This is a genomic window from Spirillospora sp. NPDC049024 (assembly GCF_040649235.1).
GTDB lineage: Bacteria > Actinomycetota > Actinomycetes > Streptosporangiales > Streptosporangiaceae > Spirillospora.
Genome location: NZ_JBEZFD010000028.1, coordinates 15841 through 39523, shown reverse-complemented (window position 1 = coordinate 39523; position 23683 = coordinate 15841). Strand labels below are relative to the sequence as shown.

Here is a 23683-nt window from a genome sequence, read left to right as displayed (position 1 = left end):
CACGATCTCCACGTCCATGAGGGGCTTCCTCAGTCGAGTCCGACGACGAAGCTGACGGCGGTCGTCGTGCTTCCGCCGATGTTGAGGGTGGCCACACGCCGAGCACCGGCTATCTGGGTGTCGCCCGCGGTGCCGGTGACCTGCCGGGCGGCGTCGACGAGCATCCGCACGCCGGTCGCGCCGACGGGGTGGCCGCCGCCGATGAGGCCGCCGGAGGGGTTCACCGGGATGCGGCCGTCCTTCTCCAGGTCGCCGCTCTCCACGGCCTTCCAGCTCTCACCGGGCGCCGTGATGCCGAAATGGTCCACGGCCATGTACTCCGACATCGTGAAGCAGTCGTGGGTCTCGATCACGTCGATGTCCTCCACCCCGGCGACGCCGGCGCGGCCGAAGGCATCGGTCACCACCTGGCGGACGTGCGGGAGGACGTAGCGGTCGTCCTTGGAACGCCGGGTCTTCTGATCCAGGGAGAGCCCGACGGTGCGATGCCCCCAGCCCTGGATGCGGGCGACGCGGCTCCTCAGTTCGGGGCGGCCTTGCAGGTAGCGGTCGCTGACCAGGACGATGCCGGCGCCTCCGTCGGTCACCTGGCTGCAGTCGTGCCGCCGCAGCCTGCCTTCGACCAGCGGGTTCGCCTTGTCGTCGGTGCTGAAGCTGGCGTCGGTCAGCTCCCAGGCGCGGGTCTGGGCCAGCGGGTTCGCGCGCGCGTTGCGGAAGTTGAGTTCACCGATCGCGCGCAGGTGCGCGTCGTCGATGCCGTAGCGGCGGTCGTACTCGTCGGTGAGGGCGCTGAACATGTAGGGCCACATGAACGTGGCGTCCTGGCCCTCATGCCCCACCCAGGCGGCGGCGCCCAGATGCCGCGCCGCCTGGTCGCCGGAAACCGTCTTCTCCAGTTCCAGGCCGAGCACCAGGGCGACGTCGTAGCGGCCGGACTCCAGATCGGCCATGGCCGCCAGTGCGGCGATGCCCCCTGAGGCGCAGGCGGCCTCGTGCCGGGAGGCGGGCACGCCCCACAGTCCGGGCAGGACGGTGGCGGGCATCCCGCCGAGCTGGCCCTGGCCGGTGAACAACTGGCCGAAGGCGTTGCCGACGTGGATCACCTCGATGTCGCCCGGTTCCAGGCCGGCGGCCTCCAGCGCCCCGTTGGCGACCTGCTCGGTGAGGTCGGCGAAGTCCAGACCGGCGCGGGCCCAGTTGCGCGCGAAGTCGCTCTGGTAGCCGCCGAGCATCGAAGTTCCAGTGGGCATCCGTTCCGCTCCCTTCGGGGAGGCGGCCCGGAGCCACCTCACCAGGATTACTACAACAGTGAGAGCTAGCCGTCAACGCGTCCTTCACGAAACCCCAGCAAGACTCCGGTTTGTCTACGAGTCGAGTATTGCTCGCTCCGCACTGTGTCACTACGGTTAGCAGAGTAAATGAAGAGGACGGAGAGGCCGCATGACGGAAGCCCTCGTACTGGACTACGTGCGCACGGCCCGAGGGAAGGGCTCGCCGCGCGGTTCTCTGCACGGCGTCGGGCCGGTCGACCTCGTCGTGCGGCTCCAGCATGCGCTGGTCGACAGAACGGGGCTGGACACCGCACGCGTCCAGGACGTGATCATCGGCTCCGCCTCCCAGGTCGACGAGCAGGGCGCCGACCTCGCCCGTACCGCCACGCTGCTGGCGGGCTGGGGGCACGGCGTCCCCGGCGGCACGGTCAACCGGTTCTGCGCCTCGGGGATCGACGCCGTCTCGCTGGCCGCGGCCCGCGTCCGCGGCGGAGACCTGGGCCTCGTCGTGGCCGGCGGGGTCGAGAGCGTCTCGCGCGTCCCCATGTTCAGCGACCGCGGGCCGCTGTGGCACGACCCGGAGACGATCGCCCGCATCGGATCGGTGCACATGGGCATCGCCGCCGACCTCAACGCCACCCTCGACGGGTGGAGCCGCGAGGAGCTGGACGCCTACGGCGTGGAGACCCAGCACAAGGCCGCCGCCGCCTGGGACGCGGGCCACCACGCCGGCTCGGTCGTACCCGTCGCGCTCCCCGACGGCACGCTCTTCACTCGCGACGAGCTCATCCGTCCGGAGACCACCCTGGAAGCCCTGTCCGCGTTGCCGCCGGCCTTCGCGGAACTGGGCGCGCAGGGCCAGGACGCCGTCGCCCTCGCCGCCCACCCCGAGGCCCGGGCGATCGAGCATCTGCACACGGTCGGCACGTCCCCCGCCCTCGCGGACGGGGCGGCCCTGCTCCTGCTCGGCGATGCCGACGCGGCCCGCGCCTGCGGACTGCGCCCCCGCGCCCGGATCCTCGGCTCGGCCACCGCGGCCACCGACCCCGTCATCATGCTCACCGCCGGGCAGCATGCGGTCGAGAAGGTCATCGAGCGGGCCGGGCTCACCCCGGCCGACATCGACGTCTTCGAGTTCGCCGAGGCGTTCGCGGCGTTGTGCCTGCGGCTGCGCCGCGACCTCGGCGCCGGACCCGACCGGCTCAACCCCGGCGGCGGCACCATCGCCATGGGCCACGCCTTCGGCGCCACCGGGGCCATCATGACCGGCGGCTGCATCGAGGAACTCGAACGGCGCGGGGGGCGCTACGGCGTCGCCGCGGTGTCCGGAGCCGCGGGCCTCGGCGTCGCCCTCCTCATCGAGAGGATCTCCGCATGAAGCCGATCGGACCGCGCTGACGCGTCGACGGGTACCGACGCGTGCGCCGGTTCCGCAGCGGGAGTCGGCCGCCACGGAACCGGCGCACGCCTCTCAGGAGGCGATGTCCCGGAGCACGGACAGGGTGCGCCGACCGCCCGGATCCGCGTCCACGCTCGCGGGCACGACCGCGATCTCGTCGACGCCGGCGGCGGCGTACTCCGCGAGTCGCGCCCGGATCGCACCGGCGTCCCCGATGAGTCCGACGGAGCCGATGAGCTCGCGCGGGATCGCGGCGAGCAGCTCCCTGGGATGCGGCCGACCGCGGGCGAAGGCGACGAGGTCGCCGAACCCCGCCTCGGTGAACATCTCCCCGTAACCGGGAGCGGCCAGATAGCCGACCACGCCCCGGCGGAGCTGTTCCACCGCGGCATCCTCCCCGTCCACCGCGGCCACCGCCCATGCCGTCACCGGTGGTGCCGGCCGGCCCGCCTCGGCCGCGTCCGCGCGCATCTGGTCCACGAGGACGGCCGCCGAGGCAGGGGTGATCAGATTGAGGACCATCCGGTCGGCGTACCGGGCCGCGCTCCTGACCGCGGACCGGCCGAACGCGGCGACGGCGATCGAGGCCTGCGGCGGTGCGAGCCGCAGCCGGTAGCCCTTCGTGCTGACCGTCTGCCCTGCGAAATCCGTCCGCTCCCCGCTGAGGAGCCGGCGGAGGGCCTGAACCGATTCGCTCAGCACGGTCGCGGATCGCGCACGGCTGCGACCATGCCAGTCACCGACGACCATGGGGCTCGAGGTGCCCACCGCCACATCGACGCCGCGCCCGGAGAGGTCGGCCACCGAGGCGACTCCTCGCGCGATGAGCATCGGATCGCGGACCGCGACCGCCAGCGGGCCTATGGTCAACCGCAGGCGCGCGGTCAGCCCGGCGATCCGCGTGGCCAGGGCGAACGCGTCATAGGTCGCCATCTCCCCGATCCACAGCCGCTCGTATCCCAGCTCGTCGGCGTGCCGTGCGGTCGGCAGTGCCTCATCCGGCGGACGGTCCTGCCAGAAACCGAGCGAGACGGCCAGCGACGGCAGGTCCACCGCGCTCACGCGACCCGCTCCAGGACGGCGGCGCTTCCCAGTCCGGCGGCGCCGCTGACGGCGACCACCCCGTAGCGCAAGCCCCGGCGCTCCAGTTCGCCGATGCAGTTGGCTGCCAGGATCGGGCCCGTGGCGGCGAAGGCGTGCCCCATGGCGATGGTCCCTCCGTTGGGGTTGAACCGGTCATCGTCGATCTTCAGGTCGCGCTGGAACTTCAGGCAGGTCGCCGCGAACGCCTCGGCCACCTCGAAGACCGCGATGTCGTCCGGGCCGAGCCCGGCCCGGCGCAGCGCGACCTCGGTGGCCTTCTGCCCGGCCGTCAGCATGACCACGGGGTCCACGGCCGCGGCGGCGGCCGACACGATGCGGGCGCGGGGCTCCATCGCCCGCTCGGCTCCTGCCTCCGCCGTCCCGATCAGCGCGAGCGCCGCCGCGTCCACGAGCGCGGGGGACGTGCCCGCCGTATGCAGGTGGGCGATCTCGGCGATCTCCGGGTGGCGGCGCCGCACGAGGTCGTCCTGGCCGGAGGCGCCCGGCTCGGCGAAGGCGGGTGGCAGCCGGGCGAGCGACTGCGCGGTGGTCTCGGGCCTGATCGCCTCATCGGCGGCGAAGGGCCGGTCATCGGGGCCGGCGACGGGCACGAGGTCCCGGGCGAAGCGCCCCGCACGCCAGGCATCGGCGGCCCGCCGCTGGCTTCGCAGCCCGTAGGCGTCGAGTTCCGCGCGGTCGAACCCCTCGATCGTCGCGATCAGGTCGGCGGCGACGCCCATGGCGACGGAACCGGCCTCGCGCATGATGTCGGGATCGGTGAACAGCGGTGCTCCGTCGGAGTACACGGGAGTGTGGGAGATCGACTCGACGCCTCCGGCCACGAAGAGCCCGGACGCGCCGGACCGGGCGTGCGCCGCGGCGGTGGTGATGGCGTCGACCCCCGAGGCGCAGAACCGGTTGAGGGTCATGCCCGGGACGGAGTCCCAGCCCGCGAGGATCGCCGCCGTCCGGGCGAGGTCGCCGCCCTGGGCCCCCGTCTGGGTGGAGACGCCGAGGAGAACGTCCTCCAGTGCGGCGGCCGTCAGGCGGTGGCGCCGGCCGAGATGACCGAGCAGGTCGGTGACCAGGCTCAGGGGCGTCCGGTGCGCGAGCCCGCCTCCGGGTCTGGCCTTGCCGCGCCCTGTGCGGACCACATCGAAGATGTAGGCATCGCTCATCGGGCGTCCCGTTCCCCGTTCAGCTGGTCGGCCCGGACCCAGCAGGCGTGGAAGCCCGAGGGGACCCGGTGCGGCAGCAGCACGCGGGCGACGGGCCCCGCGGTGATGTCCTCGGCGTCGAAGACGTCGACTTCGGCGCGGCCGGTGGACTCGTCGTTGACGAAGGTGACCAGGTAGCCGTCGGTCTCGCCGGTCGACCCGTCCCTGGGAGCGAAGGGCGCCTCGGAGCCCCAGCGGCCGGGACCGAAGAAGTGCTCCTGCTTGGCGCCCGTCCGGGAGTCGAAGCGCACCAGGCCGTCGAACAGCAGGGTGGGCTCGTTCGCCAGGCGCATGTTGTAGGAGTAGCGGTGGGATCTGCCCATGACCCTGGAGTCGATGCTGGGGAACTCGATGTTGTCGTCGTCGAGCGCCGTCTCGTGGGTCCGTCCGGTGGCGAGGTCGAACCGGTACCGGTAGAGCTGGGCGTCCAGGCGCATGTAGGCGAGCATGCTGGACAGCGGCGTGGCGAACGTCGTCTGGTGCTGCGGGTTCTTGACGCGGCAGACGTCCATGACGATCTCGTCGCCCTGCTCCCACGCGTTGATGACGTGGTAGATGTAGCAGGGCTTGGCCTCGAACCAGCGGACGTCGGCGGCCCCGTCGCCGTGGCGGGGAAGCACGGCGAACCGGGAGACGAGTGACTTGTCGTAGAAGATCCGGTACTTGCCGGCGGCGCGCGCCTGCTGGTCCTGGACCAGCGGCAGGTCCATCAGGACCGTGTAGTTGGCGGTGACGGCCATGTCGTGCGGCAGGCGGGGGCCGGGGAGCGCCACCTCGGTCACATGGGTCTGCCGGCCTTCGGCCCCGATGATGCCGTAGCGGAGTGCGGACTTGTCCGGTCCGTAGTCGAACCACAGGAGTTCGCCGGTGTCCTCGTCGACCTTGTTGTGGGCCATCATGTCGCCGGTGAAGGTGCCCAGGAAGTCCTGGGCGCCCAGGGCCTCCAGCGACAGCGGGTCGAGACCGTAGGGCGTCCCGCACAGGTACCAGGTGGCCAGCACCCTGCCCCGGTGGAAGATCACATCGGTGTTGCCCGAGTCCTTGATGCCGAGGCCGTGGGTGTTGCCGAACGGGTTGTCCTTCGGGTTCTCCATCAGCCCGGTCCACAGTGCCCGACCGGCCGCGGACTCCTCCTGGAAGGCCCGCGTGCGGACGTACCGGTTGCGATAGCGGGCGCGGCCGTTCTCGAAGTGGACCGCGTGGACCATGCCGTCGCCGTCGAACATGTGGTAGCGACCCGGGGCCTCGAACTGGCGGTTGGGGCCGTTGCGCAGGTACACGCCGTTGAGGTCGCGCGGGATCTCCCCGACCACCTCCAGGTCGTCGAGGGTCAGTTCCTCCCGCATGGGGGCGAACACTCCCAGCAGATAGGGGTTCGGCTCCTCGTCGACGACGCGGGCCACAGCGATCGGCTTCTCGCCACTGGACATGGGACCACCTCTGGGTCGCTCGATTGAAGCTACTATAAACGAAGTCAGATTGCCGGGAAGAGCCCGGGACCTCTGCCCGCTCCTCCCGCCGGCTCTCAGGCGGTCGCCACCGGACGGCGCGACTGGGCGATGCGGAACCGCCCCGTGACGAAGGAGTCGTCGGTGAGCGAGGCGTTGCCCGCCGGATTCAGCCCCGTGACGTGGTAGTCGCTGTAGGCGGCGGAGAAGTTGAGCGGCATGGGCCCGCTCAGGTTGCTGGTGAGCGCGGCTCCCGCCAGCGCGTAGGCGTCTTCGGCGCGCTCGAGGTACGCCTCGTCTGTGGAGTAGGCGAACGCGGTGATGGCCCCCTGCTCGCGGGCGTCGCGCGTGGCCTGCTCCAGTGCCTGGACCGCATCGTCGGCGGTGACGACGAAGGCGATCGGACCGAACCGCTCGCGTCCGTAGAGGTCGTGGTCGGCGATGTCGAGCCGGGCCAGCAGCGGCCCGCTGGTGCGGGCGTCGGGGAACTCCGGATGCTCATAGGGCGCCGGCTCCAGGACGACCCGGCCCGCCTCGGCCGCCCGGTCGCGGACACGGCCCAGGAGGTCCAGCGTGTGGGGCGACTGGACCGTCGCCATCACCGCGGCCGCCCGGCGCGGCACCGTCGAGATGTCCCGGACGGCGGCGGCGAGGGCGTCGGCGAACTCGTCGGGCGCCATGTCGCCGTCCGGCGTCCTGATCCCGTCACGCGGGACGTAGAAGTTCTGGGGGCTCGTGCACATCTGGGCGGAGAAGAGGCACAGGGAGCCGGCCATGGCGCGGAGCTGGGCTTGCGTGTCCGACAGCGACTCGACGAGGACGGAGTTGGCGCCAGAGGTCTCGGTGAAGGCCGTGGCCGGGTGCGCGTTGGCCTCCACCCACGAGCCGAAGGCCGCCGAGCCGGTGAAGTCGACGATGCGGGTGTCCGGATGGGAGATCAGCTGCTTGGCGACGGGCTCGGCGACGGTGTCCAGGGAGAGGCCGACCAGGTCGGGGGAGAAGCCGGCCTCCGCCAGGGCCGCCCGGCAGATCCTGACCGCCTCGGCCATCTGCAGTACCGACGTGGGATGCGGCTTGAGGATCACCGGGTTCCCGGTGGCGAGGCCGGCGAAGAGCGCGGGATAGACGTTCCACGCGGGAAAGCTCGCGCAGGCGATCACAACGGCGATGCCTCGCGGAACGATCCGGTAGCGCTTGTCCAGTGCCACCTGGTGCCTGCCGAACGCACGGGACCAGACGGCCGAGCGCGGCACCCTCTCCATGGCGGCGTGGGCCTGGGCGATGGCCTCGATGCCCCGGTCGATCGCGTTGGTGCCGCTGCCCGCCCAGCTCATACCGAAGCTCTGCCCCGCGGTGTGCATCGCCGCGTACGCGAGTTCGAAGTTGCGCAGGTAGAGCTGCTCGCAGATCTCCAGGCACACCTCCACACGGGTCCGCGGATCGGCCTGGCGCCAGGTCGGCCACGCACGGCGTGCGGCGGCGAACAGGACCTCCGGCTCCGCGGCCGGGTAGGAGATGCCGAGCGGAAGCCCCGTGTAGGGCGACACCTCGTCGTGCTGGACCCGCCAGGCCCCGGGATGCTCCAGGGGGAAGCGGGAGCCGAGGCGATCGGCGAGCCAGGCCTCACCCGCCGCCTTGCCGCTCGCACCGGCGGGGTGCGCGGCCGTGTCCTCGGGGTAGGCGGTCCAGCTCTCACGGGTGCGGCACGCCCGCAGCGCCGCGGCCAGCGTCGAACCGTGCCCGTCGATCGGATCGGTGCTCATCTGCGTTCTCCTTGGGGTCGTCGAGGCCTGGTCTCCGGTGCTTCCGGACCGGCCGCTCGCGGCCCTGAACGGCGCCCGGGACCGGGCCCGTGCGCACCCTTCGCGGTCGGACATCACCGAGACCACGGGGCGCCCGGCCCAACCGTCCCGGCTCTTCGCGCTGGTCACCCCATTGACCTCTGACTTTTCTTATCATAGCTTCCCCAGGGTGAGGCTCCCCCGGGAGCACGAACCGAGGAGGAGACATGCAGGCAGGCGACAGCCGACCCGCGGCGCTGCATCCGAGCGAGCGCGTCGCCGACTACACCGCCCGCGGCTGGTGGAGCGACGAGACGATCGGCGACCTGCTGAACCTCCAGGTCCAGCGGCGGCCGGAGGCGCTCGCCGTGGTCGACCCGCCCGACAAGCGGGACCTCACGGGCATCGGACCGAACCGCTGGACGTGGGCGGAACTCGACGCCGCGGTGGACCGGATCGCGGCGCAACTGCTGAGGCACGGCGTCAGACCCGGCGACATGGTCGGCGCACAGCTCCCCAACTGCACCGAACTGGTGGCCTGCTACCTCGCGACGATCCGGATCGGAGCCGTCATCTCACCGATGCCGGTCCAGTACCGGGAGTACGAACTCGGCCTGCTCGCCCCGCTGGCGGGCCTCACCGCCTTCATCACCGCCGGCCGCATCGGGGAGCGCGCCACCGCGGCCGCCGCCCTCGAGACGCTGCGCGCCACCGAGTCGCCGCGACTCCTGCTGGCCTTCGGAGACGACCTCCCGGACGGTGTCGTCCCGTTGGACGCGGCCCCCGCCGACGGCGACGACCGATCCCTCGTCGCCGACCACCTGAGCGCGTTCCGGGCGGACCCGAACGACTGCGTCACGGTGTGCTGGACGTCGGGTACCGAGAGCACCCCCAAGGCCGTCCCGCGCTGCCACTACGACTGGCTCGCCATCTCGTGGCCGACGCTCGAGGGCCCCGAACTGACCGGCGAGGACGTCATCCTCAACCCGTTCCCCCTGGTCAACATGGCCGCCATCGCCGGGACGCTGCTGCCCTGGCTCAGGTGCGGCGCCGTCTACGTCCTGCACCACCCCTTCACGCTGCCGACCTACCTGCGGCAGATCGCCGAGGAAGGGGTCACCTACACGCTCGCGCCCCCGGCCGTGCTGACCATGCTCCTGCAGAACGAAAGGCTGCTCGCGTCCGCGGACCTGTCCTCGCTGCGTTCCATCGCCTCCGGGTCGGCGCCTCTGTCACCGTCCATGGTGCGCGGATGGCAGGACGGGCACGGCATCTCAGTGGTCAACTTCTTCGGATCCAACGAAGGCGTGTGCCTGCTGGGCGCCCCGGCCGACTTCCCCGATCCCGACGTCCGCGCACGCTACTTCCCCCGCTACGGCGCGCCGGGGCGGCAGTGGCACGGTCGCGCATCGGAGTGGATCTCGCTGCGCCTGGTGGACCTGGCCACCGGGGAGGACATCACCGAGCCGGACCGGCCCGGCGAACTGCGCATCAAGGGACCCATGGTGTTCTCCGGCTACCTTCCCGGCACCGCCGGCCGCGACCCCTTCGACGAGCGCGGCTACCTCTGCACCGGGGACGTGTTCCAGATCGCCGGCGACCGCGACCAGTACCTGCTCTACGTGGACCGCAGCAAGGACCTCATCATCCGCGGCGGGATGAACATCGCCCCCGCGGAGATCGAGGGACTGCTCGCCACCCACCCCGGCGTCGCCGAAGCCGCGGTCGTCGGCTACCCCGACGACGTGCTCGGGCAGAAGGCGTGCGCGGTCATCGTGCCGGCGCCCGGCACCCGCCCCGACGCCGACGCCCTGCTCCAGCACCTGCGCGAACGGCGCATCGCCTCCTACAAGCTCCCCGAGCGGTTCGTGTTCGTCGACGCCCTCCCCCGCAACCCCGTCGGCAAGGTGCTCAAGCGGGAACTGGGCGGGCTTGCCGCGGACGGCGGGTCCGACCTGACCGCCGCACCGGCTTAGCCCGCCCCCGGGGGAGGGCGCCTGCGGCGCCCACCGGTTCCGTACGTGGTCATCAAGTGAGGGAGTCGGCGTGACAGATGTGCTGGTGCTGGACGCCCAGCGCACCCCGTTCGGCGCGAACAGGGGCGGGTTGTCCGGGGTCAGGGTGGACGACCTGGCCGCTCACCCGCTGCGGGAGCTGGTGAAACGCCACGCCGGGCTCGACCCTGCGCGGATCGCCGACGTCGTGTACGGGGACACCAACGGCGCCGGGGAGGACAACCGCAACGTGGCGCGCATGGCGGCCCTCCTCGCCGGGCTTCCGGTGACGGTCCCCGGTGTGACGGTCAACCGGCTGTGCGGCTCGGGCGCGGAGGCGATCGTGCAGGCGGGACGCGCGGTGGCCTGCGGCGATGCCGAACTCGTCGTGGCGGGAGGGGTCGAGGGGATGAGCCGCGCCCCCTTCGTGCTCCCGCCGATCGACGAGGCGCTGCCCCGGCGGCTGGAGCTGACCTCCACCGCGGTCGGCTGGCGGATGCCCAACCCCGCGTTCCCCCCGGAGTGGACGGCGTCTCTCGGCGGCTCGGTGGACATCGTCGCCGCCGAGCGCGCCATCGGCCGGGCGAGGCAGGACGAGTGGGCGGCCCGGTCCCATGCGCGGGCGCACGCCGCCTGGGAGAAGGGCCTGCACGACGAAGGGGTCGCTCCGCTGGAGGGAGTGGTCAGGGACGAGTCGATCCGTCCGGACAGCGACCCCGCCGCGCTCGCCCGGCTCCGCCCCGCCTTCACCGCCGGCGGCACCGTGACCGCCGGCAACGCCTCTCCCATCAGCGACGGTGCGATCGCCGTCCTGATGGGGTCCGCTCGTGCGTCCGACGAGCTCGGGCTGCCCCCGCTTGCCCGGGTGGTCTCCAGCTCCGTGGTCGCCCTGGAACCCCACCGCTTCGCCGTCGCACCCGTTCCCGCCGTCCGCGCGGCGCTGCGCAAGGCCGACCGTGACCTGTCGGACGTGTCGGTGCTGGAGCTCAATGAGGCGTTCGCGGCCATGGTCCTGGCCTGCGTGGACGATCTGGAGTTCCCCGAGGAGAAGGTCAACCCGCACGGCGGCGCCCTCGCCCTCGGCCACCCCCTGGGGGCCTCGGCCGCGCGCATCGTGGTCGACTGCGCCCGGGAGCTGCGCCGACGGGGCGGCGGAATCGGAGTGGCCGCCGCCTGCATCGGCGTAGGCCTCGGCATCGCCCTCGTCCTGGAGGCATGAGGTGGACGACGTCTCCCCGCGCCCCACACCGCCGGACCCGACTCCGGAGAGTCTCACCCGCATGACCCGCGGCAGGCTTCCCGGCCTGCTCGGGTTCCGCGTCGTGGAGATCTCCGGCCGCGGCGTCGTGGCGGAACTCGACGTCCGCCCCGACCTGCTGGCGCCCAACGGCTACCTCCACGCCGCGACGGTCGTGGCCCTGGCCGACACCGCCTGCGGCATCGGTTGCCGCCTCACGCTCCCCGAAGGCGCGAAGGGCTTCACCACCACCCAGGTGACCACCAACTACGTCGGAACCGCCCGTGGGGGCAGCATCCGCACGGTCGCGTCGCTCGCCCACGACGGGCGGCGCACCCAGGTCTGGGACGCCGGCGTCGCCGACGGAGGCGGCCGCAAGATCGCCATGTTCCGCTGCACCCAGCTCATCCTGTGGCCGTGACGGTAGGTCCCGTCCCTTCCACGAGGGGCGTCACCAGCGTTCGGCGCGCATGAGGCGCCGCGCGATCTCCCGTCGATGGATCTTGCCGGTCGCGTTCAGCGGCAGGTCGGCGACCCGGTGCGCGGACTTGGGGCACTTGTGCGCGGGAAGCCGGTCACGGCAGTGGGCCAGCAGCCGTGCGGGCTCGACGTCGTGGTCCGGCAGGCAGGAGTAGACCGCGGTGATCCGCTGGCCCCAGCGCTCGTCGGGCAGGCCCACGACCGCGGCGGAGGCGATGCCGGGGAAGCGGGTGATGGCCTCTTCGACCTCGCGGGGGTAGACGTTGTACCCGCCGGTGATGATCATGTCGTTCCGGCGGTCGGTCAGCCAGAGCCTTCCCCCGGGCCCCATGCGCCCGACGTCACCGGTGCGCAGGCGCCCGTCCACGAAGGACTTCCCCAGGTCATCGCGGTCCTCGGCGTTGAAGTAGCCCGTGGTGACGGGATCGCCCGAGACCAGCACCTCCCCCGTCTCGCCCTCGGGTACGGGCCGGCCGTCCTCGTCCGCCACCCGCAGGTCGACGGCCAGGCAGATCCGGCCCGCGGAGGTCAGGAGTTCCGGCCGGCCGGCGAGGCCGCGGGCATGGTCCTCCTCGTCCAGGACGGTCAGCGGGGGCATCGCCTCGACCAGGCCGTAGTACTGGACGAGGCGGGGCGTCAGCCGTTCACTCGCGCGGCGGATGTGCTCGACGGGCATGGGAGAGCCCGCGTAGGCGAGCATGCGCAGGGACGGCGGCGGGGCGGTCGCGGCTCCCGCCAGTCGGTCCACCATGGTGGGGACGAGGGCGGTATGGGTGACATGGTGCTCGTCGACGGCCTGGAGGATCTGTTCGGGGCCGGCGTGGTCGAGCATGACCTGGAGGGCGCCCGCCATCAGGAACGGCAGGACGAACAATCCGCTGGTATGGATCGCAGGGCCTGCGTGCAGGTATACCGAGTCCCGGGCGGGAGGGCCTCCGAGGACTTCGTGGGTCATGGCCAGGGCCGAGGCGACGCGGTTGCGATGCGTGCGCCTGGCCCCCTTCGGCCGGCCGGTCGTCCCGGACGAGTAGGCCAGCCCGGCCAGGTCGTCCAGGCCCGCGGGCTTGAGCGGCCGCCCTCGGGGGGCGTCGTGGAGCCGGTCCCATGGCCGCCCTGGTCCGTCCCCGATGACGATGGTCCGCCCGGCGCCCAGTCCGCTGCGCAGGGCCTCGGTCTCCTCGGCGTACCGGCCGTCATAGATCAGCGCGCCGGCGCCGCAGTCATCGGCGATGCGCTCCCATTCGCGGGGGCCGAGGCGCGGATTGAGCGGCACGCGGACCAGACCGGCCAGTGCCAGCGCCAGATCCGACTCCACGAGCGCGCAACTGTTGGGCAGCAGTTCCATGACCCGCTCTCCGGGACGCAGCCCCAGGGCGAGCAGAGCGCGGGCCAGGCGGTCGGCCCGGTCGACGAGTTCGGTGAAGCTCCGGCTCCCGTCAGGGCCGGTCACCGCGGGTCGGTCGCCGTAGCGGGCCGCGGCGCGGCCGGCGAGCAGGCCGATGGTCATGGTCTCTCCCGAACCTTCTGACGCGATGCCTACTACTATAGACGAAGCCAGGATGGCGATGTCAGCGGGGACGTCAGTACCGGCCCGTTGCGGCTGTCAGCCGGACGCGGCGGCCCCTTCGACTCCGCGCCGGGGCAGCCGCTGAGTAAGGCCGCCCGCACCGGTGACGGCGAAGGCCACGGACGCGCGCTCCAGAGGTTTCCCGCAGGAACGGCAGCGCAGGTAAGGGCGGAAAGGCTCACCGCATGCCCGGTGCACGATCCGCAGGTCGGTGCCGGGCGGGCCGGTGTACCAGCGCTGCCCCCAGTCGACGAGGAAGGCGAAGACGTCGAAGAAGGCGATGCCCTTCTCGGTGAGCCGATAGGTCGACCGGCGGCCTTCTCCCCCACCGGCGGCGAGCACCCCGAGTTCGGTGAAGCGCCGCAGCCGGCTGGACAGGACGGAGGGCGCCACCCCCAGGTCGGACTGGAGGTCGACGAAGCGCTGGATCCCCAGCAGGGCCGCGGCGAGCAGGACCGTGCCCCACCGGTCCCCCAGAAGCTCGAAGGTCTCGGGGAAGTAGGAGAGGGGGTCTTCTCTTCCGTTGACGCGCACGGTCTTGCGATGCAGGCGCGGCACGGCGACCTGGGCGAACGTCGCGTCGCCCCGTTCAGTGACGGTGTCGCGAGCGGTGACGGGCGCCAGCCCGCAGGACGCGCAGCCGATCTCGACATCGGTGCGCTCGCCGCAGGTCTCATGGATCAGCTCGGGAAGCCCGCCGGACCGGCGCGGCACCCAGGCACGCTCCCAGGACCAGACCGCCACCAGCAGCGGCCACAACTCCCGGGCCTGCTCTGTGAGCAGGTACTCGGTGCGGGTGCGGCCCTCCTCCCGGTAAGGAGACGGCGCGAGCAGCCCGCCCGCGACGAGTTCCTTGAGCCGGTTGGCCAGCACGGACTCCGATACTCCCAGTTCGTCCCGCCAGTCGGCGAAACGGCGGATGCGCAGGAGGAAGGCCCGCTGCAGGATCAGCAGGGTCCACTGGTCGCCGATCGCCAGCAGCGCCTGCCCGATCGCGCTGGGCCGCGCCTCCGGAGCCGCCCGGCCCACCATCGGATCACCATCTCCTTCTCCCCGCTTCCTCGCAATGCTACTTCGCACGCTGACCGCCGATCGGACCTGGTCCGACGCCCCCGAGGCCTCGGCGCGACGCCTGCAGCGGGCCGGAGCGACGTCCCCGTGTCCGGGACTCATCAAGAGGACGGAGCGTTCCGCCCCCTCACCTCGCACTGAGGCAGGCGGCCAACGTTCCGTCACCCCCGACACATGCGGGCGCGTGCCGGTCAGTGCGGCGGGCTGGTTCGGTGTGACGCGGTTGGGACAGACGTGCTGGTGGGCGAGGCCGGTGGCCTCGCCCACCGTGTCGGGTCCCAGCTCGGTGGGCCGCCCGCTTCCTCGCCCCTGCCTGGGTCAGTAACATCGGCACAACCGATTGCTGGGGAAGCATGAGTGCACGTCCTCGATGACCTCGCCGATTTCTCCGACCGGGCTCAGGGGCTGCTGAGCCGCACGGGACGGCGGGCGCCGAGCGATCCGGCCAGGACGCCGACCGACTTTCTGAACGTTCGTGACCGGGCTGGACGTGTGGTCCCCGCGCCCATGGAGTTGGTGGTCAGGCGAGAGGGCTTCGAGGCCAGATACGGCGGCCTGCGCTATGAGGTGCGGCGCTCGGCGCTCATCGGGCGAGAACGTTTCGACGTGTCCCGCCGTTGGGACTTCTCATTGGACGAGGAGATATGGGCGGACGAGCGCGGCTGGTTCTTCTCGTGGACAGGTGAACGGGTGTCGAGCCCGGTCCGCTTTCTGATTCACACGGACGGAAGGGTCGGAGTCAGCTGTGGACATGCGGCGAGGAAGGGCGCAGACAACTGGAGTCAGCGGCCGGTAAACGCTGAACCTTCGCCCTCTCCCGTGGGCTTCTTCGACCTCCTGTGACGAGCGAGATCGGCCGCGTTCGACGGCGGGTAAATCTAGCGTTCTGGGAGCGTGGGGTGGGGAGGCGTCGGGGCGATGTCGATCATGGTGTTGGTGATCGCCCATCGTTCGTGGTCTCGCCAGGCTCCCTCGATGAACAGCAGTTCGGGCGAGCAGCCCTCATGGCGGAAGCCCGCCCGTCGGACCAGTTCGAGGGAGGCGTGGTTGTCGGGCTGTATCTGGGCTTCGAGCCGGTGTAGCTGCAACTGCTCGAAGGCGTAGCGCACCACCAGCGTGAGCCCTTCGGTCATGTAGCCCTGGCCGACGGTGGGGGCGAAGGCGGCGTAGGCGACCGACCCGGACTGGAACCGTCCCCGAATGATGCTGTTGATATTGACCAGCCCGGCGATGGCCCCACTGCCGCGCACGCAGATCAGCACCGACTCTTCGTCGGGCTGCGCGTAGCGCGCGAGGTAGGCGTGGAACTGCTCCGGCGTGGACGGCAGCGACATCCAGGGGTGGTGCAGGTCCTTACTGACGTTCACCAGGTCGAGAAACTCGTCTTGGTCACGACTGGCGAGATGACGCAGAACCACCCGCCGGGAGGCGTCCGCTTGGTCGGCCTGGAAGACATCGATCGCCGCATCGTCCACGGACTTGAACGTACCCGGCGCGTTGGAGATGCCACCGGGCGGCGACCGCGAGGCCACCGTCCAGCGCCGCTGTTGACGCCGGCGGCAGCACCTCGTCCGACCTGGAGGACGTGCACGGTTTCAGCTGAGCGCCAGGGCGAGTACGAGGGCGAGCAGGAGGGAGTCGAGTCTGTCGAGCAGGCCGCCGGCGCCCGCCAGCCATGAGGCGGAGTCCTTGGCCTCGACTCCCCGCTTGACCATCGACTCCAGCAGGTCCCCCAGCGGGGCGCCGACCGCGACCGCGACGGCCCAAGCTGGTGTGAACGCGCCGAGCGCGGCCAGTGTGCCCAGGCCCGTGACGGTCCCGGCCAGCAGGCCGCTCCAGTGCTTGTTCGGCGAGAGCCGGGAGAGGGCCGGCCCGCCGAGCGACCGACCGGCGAACGAGGCGGTGATGTCGGCGATCGAAACCGCCGCGAACAGTGCCAGGACCTCCGGACCGAGCAGGACCACGCCGGCAAACGGGGCGAACCAGATCACGCCCAGCACACCGAAACACAGCCTGGAGAGTCCGCCGTCCGCGTCGCCGGCCAGCACCGGCACCATGGCGACGGCTGCGAGGGTGAGAGCGAGAACCTGGGGCAGACGGTCGGGCGCCAGCCAGGCCGTCACAGGAGCCACGGGCACGGCGACGGCGAGCACCGCACGGTCCAGCCGAGGGACGCCGGTCAGGCCTGCGTATTCAAGGGCGCATGCCCCTCCCGCCAAGGCGGCGAGGACGGCCGCCCCGCCGGGTCCCATTTTCAGGGCGACGACCACGACGGGCACGCCCACCGCCCAGGCGCACCACCGGAGTATGTACTCCCGTCGCCTGGACAACCCGACCGCGACGCCGCCGACGAGCAGGGCCCCGGCAAGGTAAGGGACCGGATCCGCGAACCCGGTCACGCCATACCGTGCGGGACGCGCAGAGCCTCGGAGACTGCGGCCGCCACCCGGGCGTTCGCCGCGGCGTCCCGTACTGCGATTCGGACCGTCCGGCCTTCGAACGCCGGGGACATCGGCGACAGGTCTCGCAGGAACACGCCGCTCTGCCGGCACCGGTCGACCAGCCTGGACGCCGTGAGCCCCCCCTTGGGCAGCGTGAGCAGGACGAAGTTCGCCACCGACTCGCTGACGCGCAGGTTCTCGCCGGCCCCGGTGAGCGCGGCCGCCAGCTCGGCGCGCAGCGCCGCCGTCTGCGCCCACCGGGAGGCGTAGTACTCCGGGTCGCGCAGCGCGCTCACCGCGGCGATCTGGGCGGGCAGGCTCACCGACCACGGCGGGGTCCAGCGGCGCAGATCCGCCACGATCGCCGGAGGCCCGGTGAGGTAGGCCGCGCGCAGGCCCGACAGGGCGTACATCTTCGACAGCGATGTACAGACGACGACATTGCCGGCCTCCGCCGCGTAGCGTTCCAGCGTCTGCCCGGCGCCGACGTAACCGGCGTACGTCTCATCGATCCAGAACCGGGTCTCGCCGGGCGCGCTCTCCAGCACCTTCCGCAGTCGGGACGTGTCGAGATGGACCCCCGTCGGGTTGTTGGGGTTGACGACGACCACCAGGTCGTAGCGTTTCCGCAGGGCGCGGGCGAGACGCTCCGGGTCTGTCCGCCAGCCCTCCGCACGGCGCAACGGAAACCGGTCGGCACGGCAGCCGATCACCCGCTCGACGACATGCGCGTACTCGCCGTAGGTCGGGTCGATCAGGAGCACCCGGCTGGAGGCGTCCAGCCAGCCGCGGAACGCGCGGAAGATCAGGTCGGAGGATCCCGCGCCGACGGCGACGGCCTCCTCGGGCAGGCCCCGGCGGCGCGCGATCTCCTCGATGAGGCCGTCCGCCCGCGCCGGCGGAGACGTGCGCGCGATCCAGTCCTGCCCGCGGGCCAGGGCGGCGACCGCGGCGGGAGCCGGCGGAAACCAGGCGTCGAGCACGTCGGCGGGGACCACGTCGCCGTTCGCGTCCAGGGTCTCGAACCCCCGTCCCAGCGCCTCGACGGATGCGCCGCCGTGTGCGCAGGACTCGTCCTCGGGCAGGAAGGGGACCTCCAGCCTCCACCGCACCGTCCGTGCCAGATCGCGCAGCAGCGGCCCGTGCCGTCGCAGCGTCCCGCCGGTGAGTTCGGCGACGTCGCCGGTGAGGAGCTCGAACTCGACGGCCCCCGAGCGCACCGCCGTGCCGGTGGACGCGAGCCCCAGCGACAGGTACATCGGCAGCAGCTCGACCCGGCCCAGGGCCACGATGCTCCGGCCCCCGTGCCCCGCCACCCAGCGAAGCGCCGCGTACATCAGCAGCTTGCCGATCATCTCGCCGCGCAGACTCGGATCGACGGTCAGGATCCGGATCTCGAACAGGCCGTCCTCGCTCAGCGCCGGATGCTCGTCCCTCCTCAGGTGCCTGTCGATCGAGTAGCGGCCCGCCCATGGGGGCGTCACGCTGATGAAGCCGGCCGGTTCGCCTTGACTGACCGCCACAACGTAGACGTTGCTCTCGTCGAGGTCATCGGTGAGCAGACCGGCGGCATTGGGGACGTGCTGCCCGAGTTCCCGCGCGTAGACGTCGTGCCGGAGCCGCCGGATCCACTCATGGTCCGCCTCGTACGACATCCGAAGCTCCAGCTCGCCGACGGCCGACGCGACGGGCGAACCGGCGGCGCCCGGCCCCGGAAATTGCTGATCTGTTCTCATTCGGATCACCTCGGCCGCCACTCTGCCGAGGTGATCAAGCCACCACCTGAGTCCCCGTACTCAGCCCCCCGCGAGCCCCGTACTCAACTCCGCCGCCGAACCTCCCAAGCCCACCCGCGGCCCCTTCCGATGGTGGGAAGGCTGGCGCCGATGCCCCCCCTTCGCGGCAGTGACGGTGGGCCGATCGGGCCTGGCATCCACTGACCCGTCGCAGCCCCAGCCGCTCGAACCGCCGCCGCTTGACCGGCGGGGTCCTATACGGCCGGGGGAAGCGGTGGCAGGGGGAGGGGCAGTCCTGGTAGGCCGTCGATGCTGGTGGCGACGTGCTCCTTCTTCTGGAAGTAGGCGTCGAGGGTCTCGTCGGTCTCGCGCGCGAAGCGCGACGCGTGCAGCGGGCGGTCCTGCTCGTAGGTCATGAACGGGACGGCGTACCCGCAGGTGTCGCGGATCTTCTCGGCGGTCACGACGATGATCGCTCGCAGGCCGTGCGGGGTCGGGTCGATGTCGGGGAAGTGGGCCATCAGCTCGGTCCAGCGCTCGTCGTCGCGGAAGACCGGCTCTCCGCGGCCGTGCACGCGCACGATGTTCGGCGGACCGTCGAAGGCGCACCACATCAGGGTGATGCGGCCGTTCTCGCGCAGATGGGCGATGGTCTCGGCGTTGCTGCCGGCGAAATCGAGGTAGGCCACGGTGAGTTCGTCGATCACGGCGAACGAGCCGTTGAGCCCCTTGGGCGAAAGATTGACGGTGCCGTCGCCGTCCAGCGGCGCGGTCGCGGTGAAGAAGATGTGCTGCGCCTCGATGAACTCGCGCAGCCTGCCGTCTATCCGCTCATAGCTCTTTCCCATGGATCAAGTATGACGACGAAGCGGGCGCTCCCACTCGGCGGCCGTCCGCCGACCTGTATCCGTCGGCATCAGGTGCACGACCGTCGGCTCGTGCACACTGGATGCATGCGGTATGCCGACAGCCGGCCCTATGTCATTCCGGGGAGCCTGGCCGAACTCACCGGCCCGACCTCCGGAATGGTCGAGCTGCCAACGCACCTCGACTGGTCCGAGCAGCACGTCTACGACCTGAACGACTCGGCGCAGAGCAGGCTCATGTATGAACGAGTCCTCCGGGAGGCGATTTCCCAGCGGGATCTCGCCCTCTACCTCAACGCGGAGGTACTCCGACGACTCTGGGGTCGGCTGTTCCTTCCGGTGCGGGTGCGGCTTCTTTGGGAGAGCGCCTTTCCCGCGCTCGTCAGGGCGGTGTGATGCGGCGCATGGACCCCCTTCATGAGCACGCGGCACGCATCGGCCTGGCGGCGACCGCGAAGTACGGCTTCGCACTCGCGGGCAGCTATGCGATCCAAGCGCACGGTTTCCTCGACCGCATCTCCGATGACGTCGACCTCTTCACTGTGAACGGAGAGCGTCACCAGTTCGGCGATGCCGTGACCGCGGCGATCGACGCCTACCGTGACGCCGGCTTCGAAGTCGAAGTTCCACTGTCCAACGACGGGTTCGCGCGGCTCCTGCTCAGGGCGCCGGACGGTCGGCCGTTCAAAGTGGAGTTGGGCATCAACTGGCGGGCACATCAACCCGTCCCGCTGGCCATAGGACCCGTCCTCCACCCAGACGACGCCGTCGGCGGCAAAGTCACTGCGCTCTACGGTCGGGCCGAAGTACGAGACTTCGTCGATTTGGACGCGGTCCTTCGCAGCGGCCGTTACAGCACCGCCGATCTGATGCGACTGGCCTCGTCCGCGGACCCGGGATTTGTACCCGAGATGTTCGTGCATTCGTTGAACGCGCTCAATCGGTTCCCCGACCAGGCGTTCAGCGTCCATGGGCTCGCACCGTCGGCGATCACTATGCTCCGCGATCGATTCGCCAGGTGGGCGGCGGAGATCGGACACTGATGGCATTGCGAGTCACCCGGCCCCGTCGGGACGGATTCCGGTCATGAAGAGCTTCCTCCACGGTGTGCTGTGGATCGTAGCCGTGCTCATCTATATCCCGTGCGCGGTATGGGTGCACGGAACCGGTCTGGAGCTGACGGCCGGCACAGACTCGATCAAACGACACTTCGCGTCCGGACAGCCGACGAAGATCGATTTCCCCCGCTACAGCAGCAGCCGTTCCATCTTCGTCCGCGCCGGCTCTCCGGGCACTCCCGAGTGCGTGTCCAACAGCCCGGACGCGGATCTGGAGCAACGGACCGGCCACGACCTGACCGTTGACGGCGCGACATGGCGGCGGATTTACACGATCGACTCGCTTCGGAAAACCAGCGCCGAATATATCGTGACCTGCCGAGCCGGAAAGGGCGCCGAGTTCGCCTTCGGTCGGGATCGGGAGTGGGACGGCAGACTCCTCTTTGTCCTGTCCTTTGTCGCCTTCATTCTCCTCATGGTGGGTCTGGAGTCCCTGTACGGCAGGCGGGAGACGGCGACCGACCCGAAGCAGGCGACGTCCGAGGAAGAGCGAGAACGGGCCGGCATGGAGTAGGCCGAGCCTGCTTTCGAGCCTTTCTGGCGGATTCGTTGGATGGTCGCGGTCGCCCGGCGCCGCGTATTCTTCGCCCGTGGAACTGCGCTTCGAGACGCGCCGGTCCGACTCGCCGTGGGTCGACACCGTCTGGACCTGCACGAGCGAGCGGGTCACGGCGATGACGTCCGTCGCGGGGACGTGCTGGGGCCTGGTCTTCTGGGAGCAGGACGGCCGGGCGTACACCACGATCACCGGTCCCGAGACCCGGACCGGCACGGCGCCCGTACCGGAAGGCGCCACCTTCACGGGCATCGATTTCGCCGTGGGCACCTCGTTGCGGGCCATGCCGACGCCGGCTCTGGTCGACAACGGCATCGTGCTCCCCGACACCACGCGCCGGACGTTCCGGCTGGACGGCGAGCGCTGGGAGACGCCCGGGCCCGACGACGCGGAGGCCCTCGTCGAGCACCTCGTCCGGACCGGGACCGTGGTCCGTGACCCGCTCGTCGCCGACGTCCTGCGAGGGCACCGTCCTGCCGTCTCGGGGCGCACGGTCGAACGCCGCTTCCGCGCCGCGACCGGGCTGACGCGGGGCGGCATCCGGCAGATCGAGCGGGCCCGCAGGGCGGCGGAGCTGCTGGCGCTCGGCGAACCGGCCGCCGAAGTCGTCACCAAGCTCGACTACTTCGACGAGTCGCACCTGGCCCGGGCGCTGCGCTCCTACATCGGACGCACCGCCGGGCAGTTGCGCGAGGGCGCCGGCGGCGCGATCGGCCTAGCCCTCGATCAGCGCCGCACGTCGTAGACGAGCTTCAGGATCCCGTTCGAGTAGCTCTCCGACTCCCGGAGCGCCAGCATCTGCTTGTCGCGGTCGGCCCGGCCGAACAGGCTCTTCCCGGCACCGAGGAGCACGGGGAAGACGAGCAGGTTGTACTGGTCGATCAGGCCCTCGTCCGCCAGCCGCCGGGCCAGCTCCGCGCTCCCGTGAATGAAGATCGCGCCGCCGTCGCCCTCCTTGAGCGCGGCGACGTCCTCGGTCGAGCGAAGGATCGTCGTCGGGCCCCACCCGTCGACGAGGGCGTCCTCGGACAGCGTCGTCGACACCACGTACTTGGGCAGTTCCTTGTAGTCGGCGTGGTCCTCCGAGCTGGGCCAGAGCGGCGAGAACGCCTCGTAGCTGCGGCGGCCGAACATCAGCGCCGTCGTGTCGGCGAGTTCCTCGCCCTTCAGGGACCAGGCCTCCGGGACGAACTCAAGGTCCTTGAACACCCAGCCGCCGCTGCGGTGCTCCTCCCCCGGCCCGCCCCCGGGCGAGTCCACGACGCCGTCGAGCGACATGAAACCGGTGTAGACCAGCTCACGCATTGTGCTGTCTCCTCATAATCGGACGGACCGCTGGGGCCACGCTAGATCGCGACCGCCCCACTCGTCTTGGACGGAAACGACAGCGGCCCAGAAGGTGTGCCGGAACACCGCTACGGTCGGCCCCGCTCTCAGGCCGAGCGCTCCGGAAAGGAAAGCCCGCCGCGGCAGACGACACCGGACGCCTGGCGGGTGTCCGCAACGGCCCCCATACCCGACCGAGCACAGCGCCGAATGGGGGGGGAGCCCGAACACTGCGACGGCCCCCAACAGGATGCGCGACTTGGTTCTGTGGTTGCCACGCCAGTCGGTGCCGCTGAGATGATGCGCGGCCGAACGATATCGAGGCAGTAGAGCACCCGGCCGGAAATGGCGGGGCATGAGGCCGCGTGTGTCAGCGGGCCTGGACCGCGCGCGGGGGTCGCGTCGGGTGTCACAGATGGTGGGGTCGGTCTGTCCTTCCTGCAGAGAGTCTCTGTTCGGAGGAGTACATGAGCGCTGAGAACGCACACCTGCCACCCGGCGTCGAGGTGATCACTACCCTGCCCGAGGCGGCCGCCCGGATCCCGGACGGCGCCGAGGCGAGGACCATCCGGGTCACCCTGCCGCCCGGCGACCCCGGCGCGCCTCCGCACCGGCACCCGGGGCCGCTCTTCGGCTACGTGACCCAAGGCGAGATCCTCTTCGAACTGGAGGGGGAGCCGCCCCGGGTGGTCAAGGCCGGTGAAGCCCTGTTCGAGCCGGGCGGCGACGTGATCCACATCCAGGGGGCCAACAACCTCGCGGACGCGCAGTCGCAGCTGGTGGTGACCATGTTCGCCCCGCCGGGAACCCCGGTCCTGACCCTGGTCGGCGAGGAGGAGTTGGCCGCACGGCGCCACCTTCGGGTCCCCCGGGCTTGATGATCACCCGGCCTGGGCGCTTGGGGCGGATGGCCCGCCCCTGCCGGTCGGCCGGTTGCTGCATGGCGACCCGGCCGTGGTCTCCCTGACGTAACCGCGGTGCGTCCCGGGCGGTTCCGACCTGCGATGAGGATTGTCGCCGCTCTCGGCGGCGTGGTGATGGGCGTCCCCCGCCATGCCGCCGAGATCCGCCGCATTTTCGCGGCCGCCCGAC

Annotated in this window: 22 protein-coding genes; 10 read left to right on the top strand and 12 right to left on the bottom strand. The window is 71.2% G+C overall.

The features are described from left to right. Nucleotides 1-29: 29 nt before the first annotated feature. Nucleotides 30-1250 (bottom strand): acetyl-CoA acetyltransferase, encoded by a 1221-nt coding sequence (locus AB0C21_RS37055; protein WP_500210659.1) that lies wholly within the window; start codon nt 1248-1250, stop codon nt 30-32. 190 nt (nt 1251-1440) lie between these two features. Here AB0C21_RS37055 and AB0C21_RS37050 point away from each other — a divergent pair, with 190 nt between their 5' ends. Continuing rightward, nucleotides 1441-2649: an acetyl-CoA C-acyltransferase gene (locus AB0C21_RS37050; RefSeq protein WP_500210658.1), complete on the top strand. Its 1209-nt coding sequence runs from the start codon at nt 1441-1443 to the stop codon at nt 2647-2649. 93 nt (nt 2650-2742) lie between these two features. On the opposite strand, the gene AB0C21_RS37045 is transcribed toward AB0C21_RS37050, so the two are convergent. From AB0C21_RS37045 to paaN, 4 genes are all read right to left on the bottom strand, one after another. After that, nucleotides 2743-3732 (bottom strand): LLM class F420-dependent oxidoreductase, encoded by a 990-nt coding sequence (locus AB0C21_RS37045; RefSeq protein ID WP_500210657.1) that lies wholly within the window; start codon nt 3730-3732, stop codon nt 2743-2745. Further along, entirely contained in the window at nt 3729-4931 is a 1203-nt protein-coding gene (locus AB0C21_RS37040; protein WP_500210655.1) for an acetyl-CoA C-acyltransferase, read from the bottom strand. Before AB0C21_RS37040 ends, AB0C21_RS37045 begins: the two co-directional genes overlap by 4 nt. Then, a complete protein-coding gene (locus AB0C21_RS37035; protein WP_500210652.1) occupies nt 4928-6400 on the bottom strand; it encodes a carotenoid oxygenase family protein in 1473 nt (490 codons plus the stop codon). Before AB0C21_RS37035 ends, AB0C21_RS37040 begins: the two co-directional genes overlap by 4 nt. A gap of 95 nt (nt 6401-6495) precedes the next feature. Next, on the bottom strand, nt 6496-8181 hold the full coding sequence (gene paaN / locus AB0C21_RS37030; RefSeq protein ID WP_500210651.1) for a phenylacetic acid degradation protein PaaN: 1686 nt from the start codon (nt 8179-8181) through the stop codon (nt 6496-6498). A 245-nt stretch (nt 8182-8426) separates the two neighbouring features. Here paaN and AB0C21_RS37025 point away from each other — a divergent pair, with 245 nt between their 5' ends. The 3 genes from AB0C21_RS37025 (at nt 8427) to AB0C21_RS37015 (ending at nt 11851) form a co-directional block, all read left to right on the top strand. Further along, nucleotides 8427-10175 carry a class I adenylate-forming enzyme family protein gene (locus tag AB0C21_RS37025; protein WP_500210650.1) on the top strand — a complete coding sequence of 583 codons (1749 nt, stop codon included), beginning with the start codon at nt 8427-8429 and terminating at the stop codon, nt 10173-10175. A 70-nt stretch (nt 10176-10245) separates the two neighbouring features. Then, a complete protein-coding gene (locus tag AB0C21_RS37020) occupies nt 10246-11412 on the top strand; it encodes a thiolase family protein (RefSeq protein WP_500210648.1) in 1167 nt (388 codons plus the stop codon). A 61-nt stretch (nt 11413-11473) separates the two neighbouring features. Next, nucleotides 11474-11851: a PaaI family thioesterase gene (locus AB0C21_RS37015; protein ID WP_500210646.1), complete on the top strand. Its 378-nt coding sequence runs from the start codon at nt 11474-11476 to the stop codon at nt 11849-11851. A 30-nt stretch (nt 11852-11881) separates the two neighbouring features. On the opposite strand, the gene AB0C21_RS37010 is transcribed toward AB0C21_RS37015, so the two are convergent. Then, complete coding sequence (locus tag AB0C21_RS37010) at nt 11882-13417, bottom strand: class I adenylate-forming enzyme family protein (RefSeq protein ID WP_500210645.1); 1536 nt, start codon at nt 13415-13417, stop codon at nt 11882-11884. Between the two features lie 96 nt (nt 13418-13513). Continuing rightward, complete coding sequence (locus tag AB0C21_RS37005; RefSeq protein ID WP_500210644.1) at nt 13514-14509, bottom strand: winged helix-turn-helix transcriptional regulator; 996 nt, start codon at nt 14507-14509, stop codon at nt 13514-13516. A 396-nt stretch (nt 14510-14905) separates the two neighbouring features. Between AB0C21_RS37005 and AB0C21_RS37000 the strand changes: the two genes are divergently transcribed. After that, a complete protein-coding gene (locus AB0C21_RS37000) occupies nt 14906-15391 on the top strand; it encodes a hypothetical protein (protein ID WP_500210642.1) in 486 nt (161 codons plus the stop codon). 35 nt (nt 15392-15426) lie between these two features. Here AB0C21_RS37000 and AB0C21_RS36995 read toward each other — a convergent pair whose 3' ends face one another. The 4 genes from AB0C21_RS36995 to AB0C21_RS36980 all read right to left on the bottom strand — a co-directional run bounded on the left by AB0C21_RS36995 (nt 15427) and on the right by AB0C21_RS36980 (nt 19573). Next, the gene (locus AB0C21_RS36995) at nt 15427-16023 is read right to left on the bottom strand and encodes a GNAT family N-acetyltransferase (RefSeq protein ID WP_500210640.1); all 597 of its coding nucleotides are present in this window, start codon (nt 16021-16023) and stop codon (nt 15427-15429) included. Nucleotides 16024-16143: 120 nt separating this feature from the next. Then, nucleotides 16144-16947, bottom strand: coding sequence for a phosphatidate cytidylyltransferase (locus AB0C21_RS36990; protein WP_500210639.1), 804 nt, complete (start codon nt 16945-16947; stop codon nt 16144-16146). Next, complete coding sequence (locus tag AB0C21_RS36985) at nt 16944-18725, bottom strand: aminotransferase class I/II-fold pyridoxal phosphate-dependent enzyme (protein WP_500210638.1); 1782 nt, start codon at nt 18723-18725, stop codon at nt 16944-16946. The genes AB0C21_RS36990 and AB0C21_RS36985 overlap by 4 nt, the downstream gene beginning before the upstream one ends. 254 nt (nt 18726-18979) lie before the next feature. Then, nucleotides 18980-19573, bottom strand: a complete 594-nt coding sequence (locus AB0C21_RS36980) for a pyridoxamine 5'-phosphate oxidase family protein (RefSeq protein WP_500210636.1) — start codon at nt 19571-19573, stop codon at nt 18980-18982. 105 nt (nt 19574-19678) lie between these two features. On the opposite strand from AB0C21_RS36980, the gene AB0C21_RS36975 reads away from it, so the two are divergent. The 4 genes from AB0C21_RS36975 (at nt 19679) to AB0C21_RS36960 (ending at nt 22010) form a co-directional block, all read left to right on the top strand. Further along, entirely contained in the window at nt 19679-19987 is a 309-nt protein-coding gene (locus AB0C21_RS36975) for a hypothetical protein (RefSeq protein WP_500210635.1), read from the top strand. Further along, entirely contained in the window at nt 19987-20634 is a 648-nt protein-coding gene (locus AB0C21_RS36970) for a nucleotidyl transferase AbiEii/AbiGii toxin family protein (protein ID WP_500210634.1), read from the top strand. Before AB0C21_RS36975 ends, AB0C21_RS36970 begins: the two co-directional genes overlap by 1 nt. Before the next feature lie 43 nt (nt 20635-20677). Continuing rightward, the gene (locus AB0C21_RS36965) at nt 20678-21223 is read left to right on the top strand and encodes a hypothetical protein (protein WP_500210633.1); all 546 of its coding nucleotides are present in this window, start codon (nt 20678-20680) and stop codon (nt 21221-21223) included. Between the two features lie 76 nt (nt 21224-21299). Beyond that, nucleotides 21300-22010: a helix-turn-helix domain-containing protein gene (locus AB0C21_RS36960; RefSeq protein ID WP_500210632.1), complete on the top strand. Its 711-nt coding sequence runs from the start codon at nt 21300-21302 to the stop codon at nt 22008-22010. Here the strand turns inward: AB0C21_RS36960 and AB0C21_RS36955 are convergent. Beyond that, nucleotides 21992-22570, bottom strand: a complete 579-nt coding sequence (locus AB0C21_RS36955; protein WP_149260461.1) for a dihydrofolate reductase family protein — start codon at nt 22568-22570, stop codon at nt 21992-21994. The two genes, AB0C21_RS36960 and AB0C21_RS36955, sit on opposite strands and share 19 nt — an antisense overlap. Nucleotides 22571-23058: 488 nt before the next feature. Here AB0C21_RS36955 and AB0C21_RS36950 point away from each other — a divergent pair, with 488 nt between their 5' ends. Further along, nucleotides 23059-23469 (top strand): cupin domain-containing protein, encoded by a 411-nt coding sequence (locus AB0C21_RS36950; protein WP_500210630.1) that lies wholly within the window; start codon nt 23059-23061, stop codon nt 23467-23469. The last annotated feature ends 214 nt before the right edge of the window (nt 23470-23683 follow it).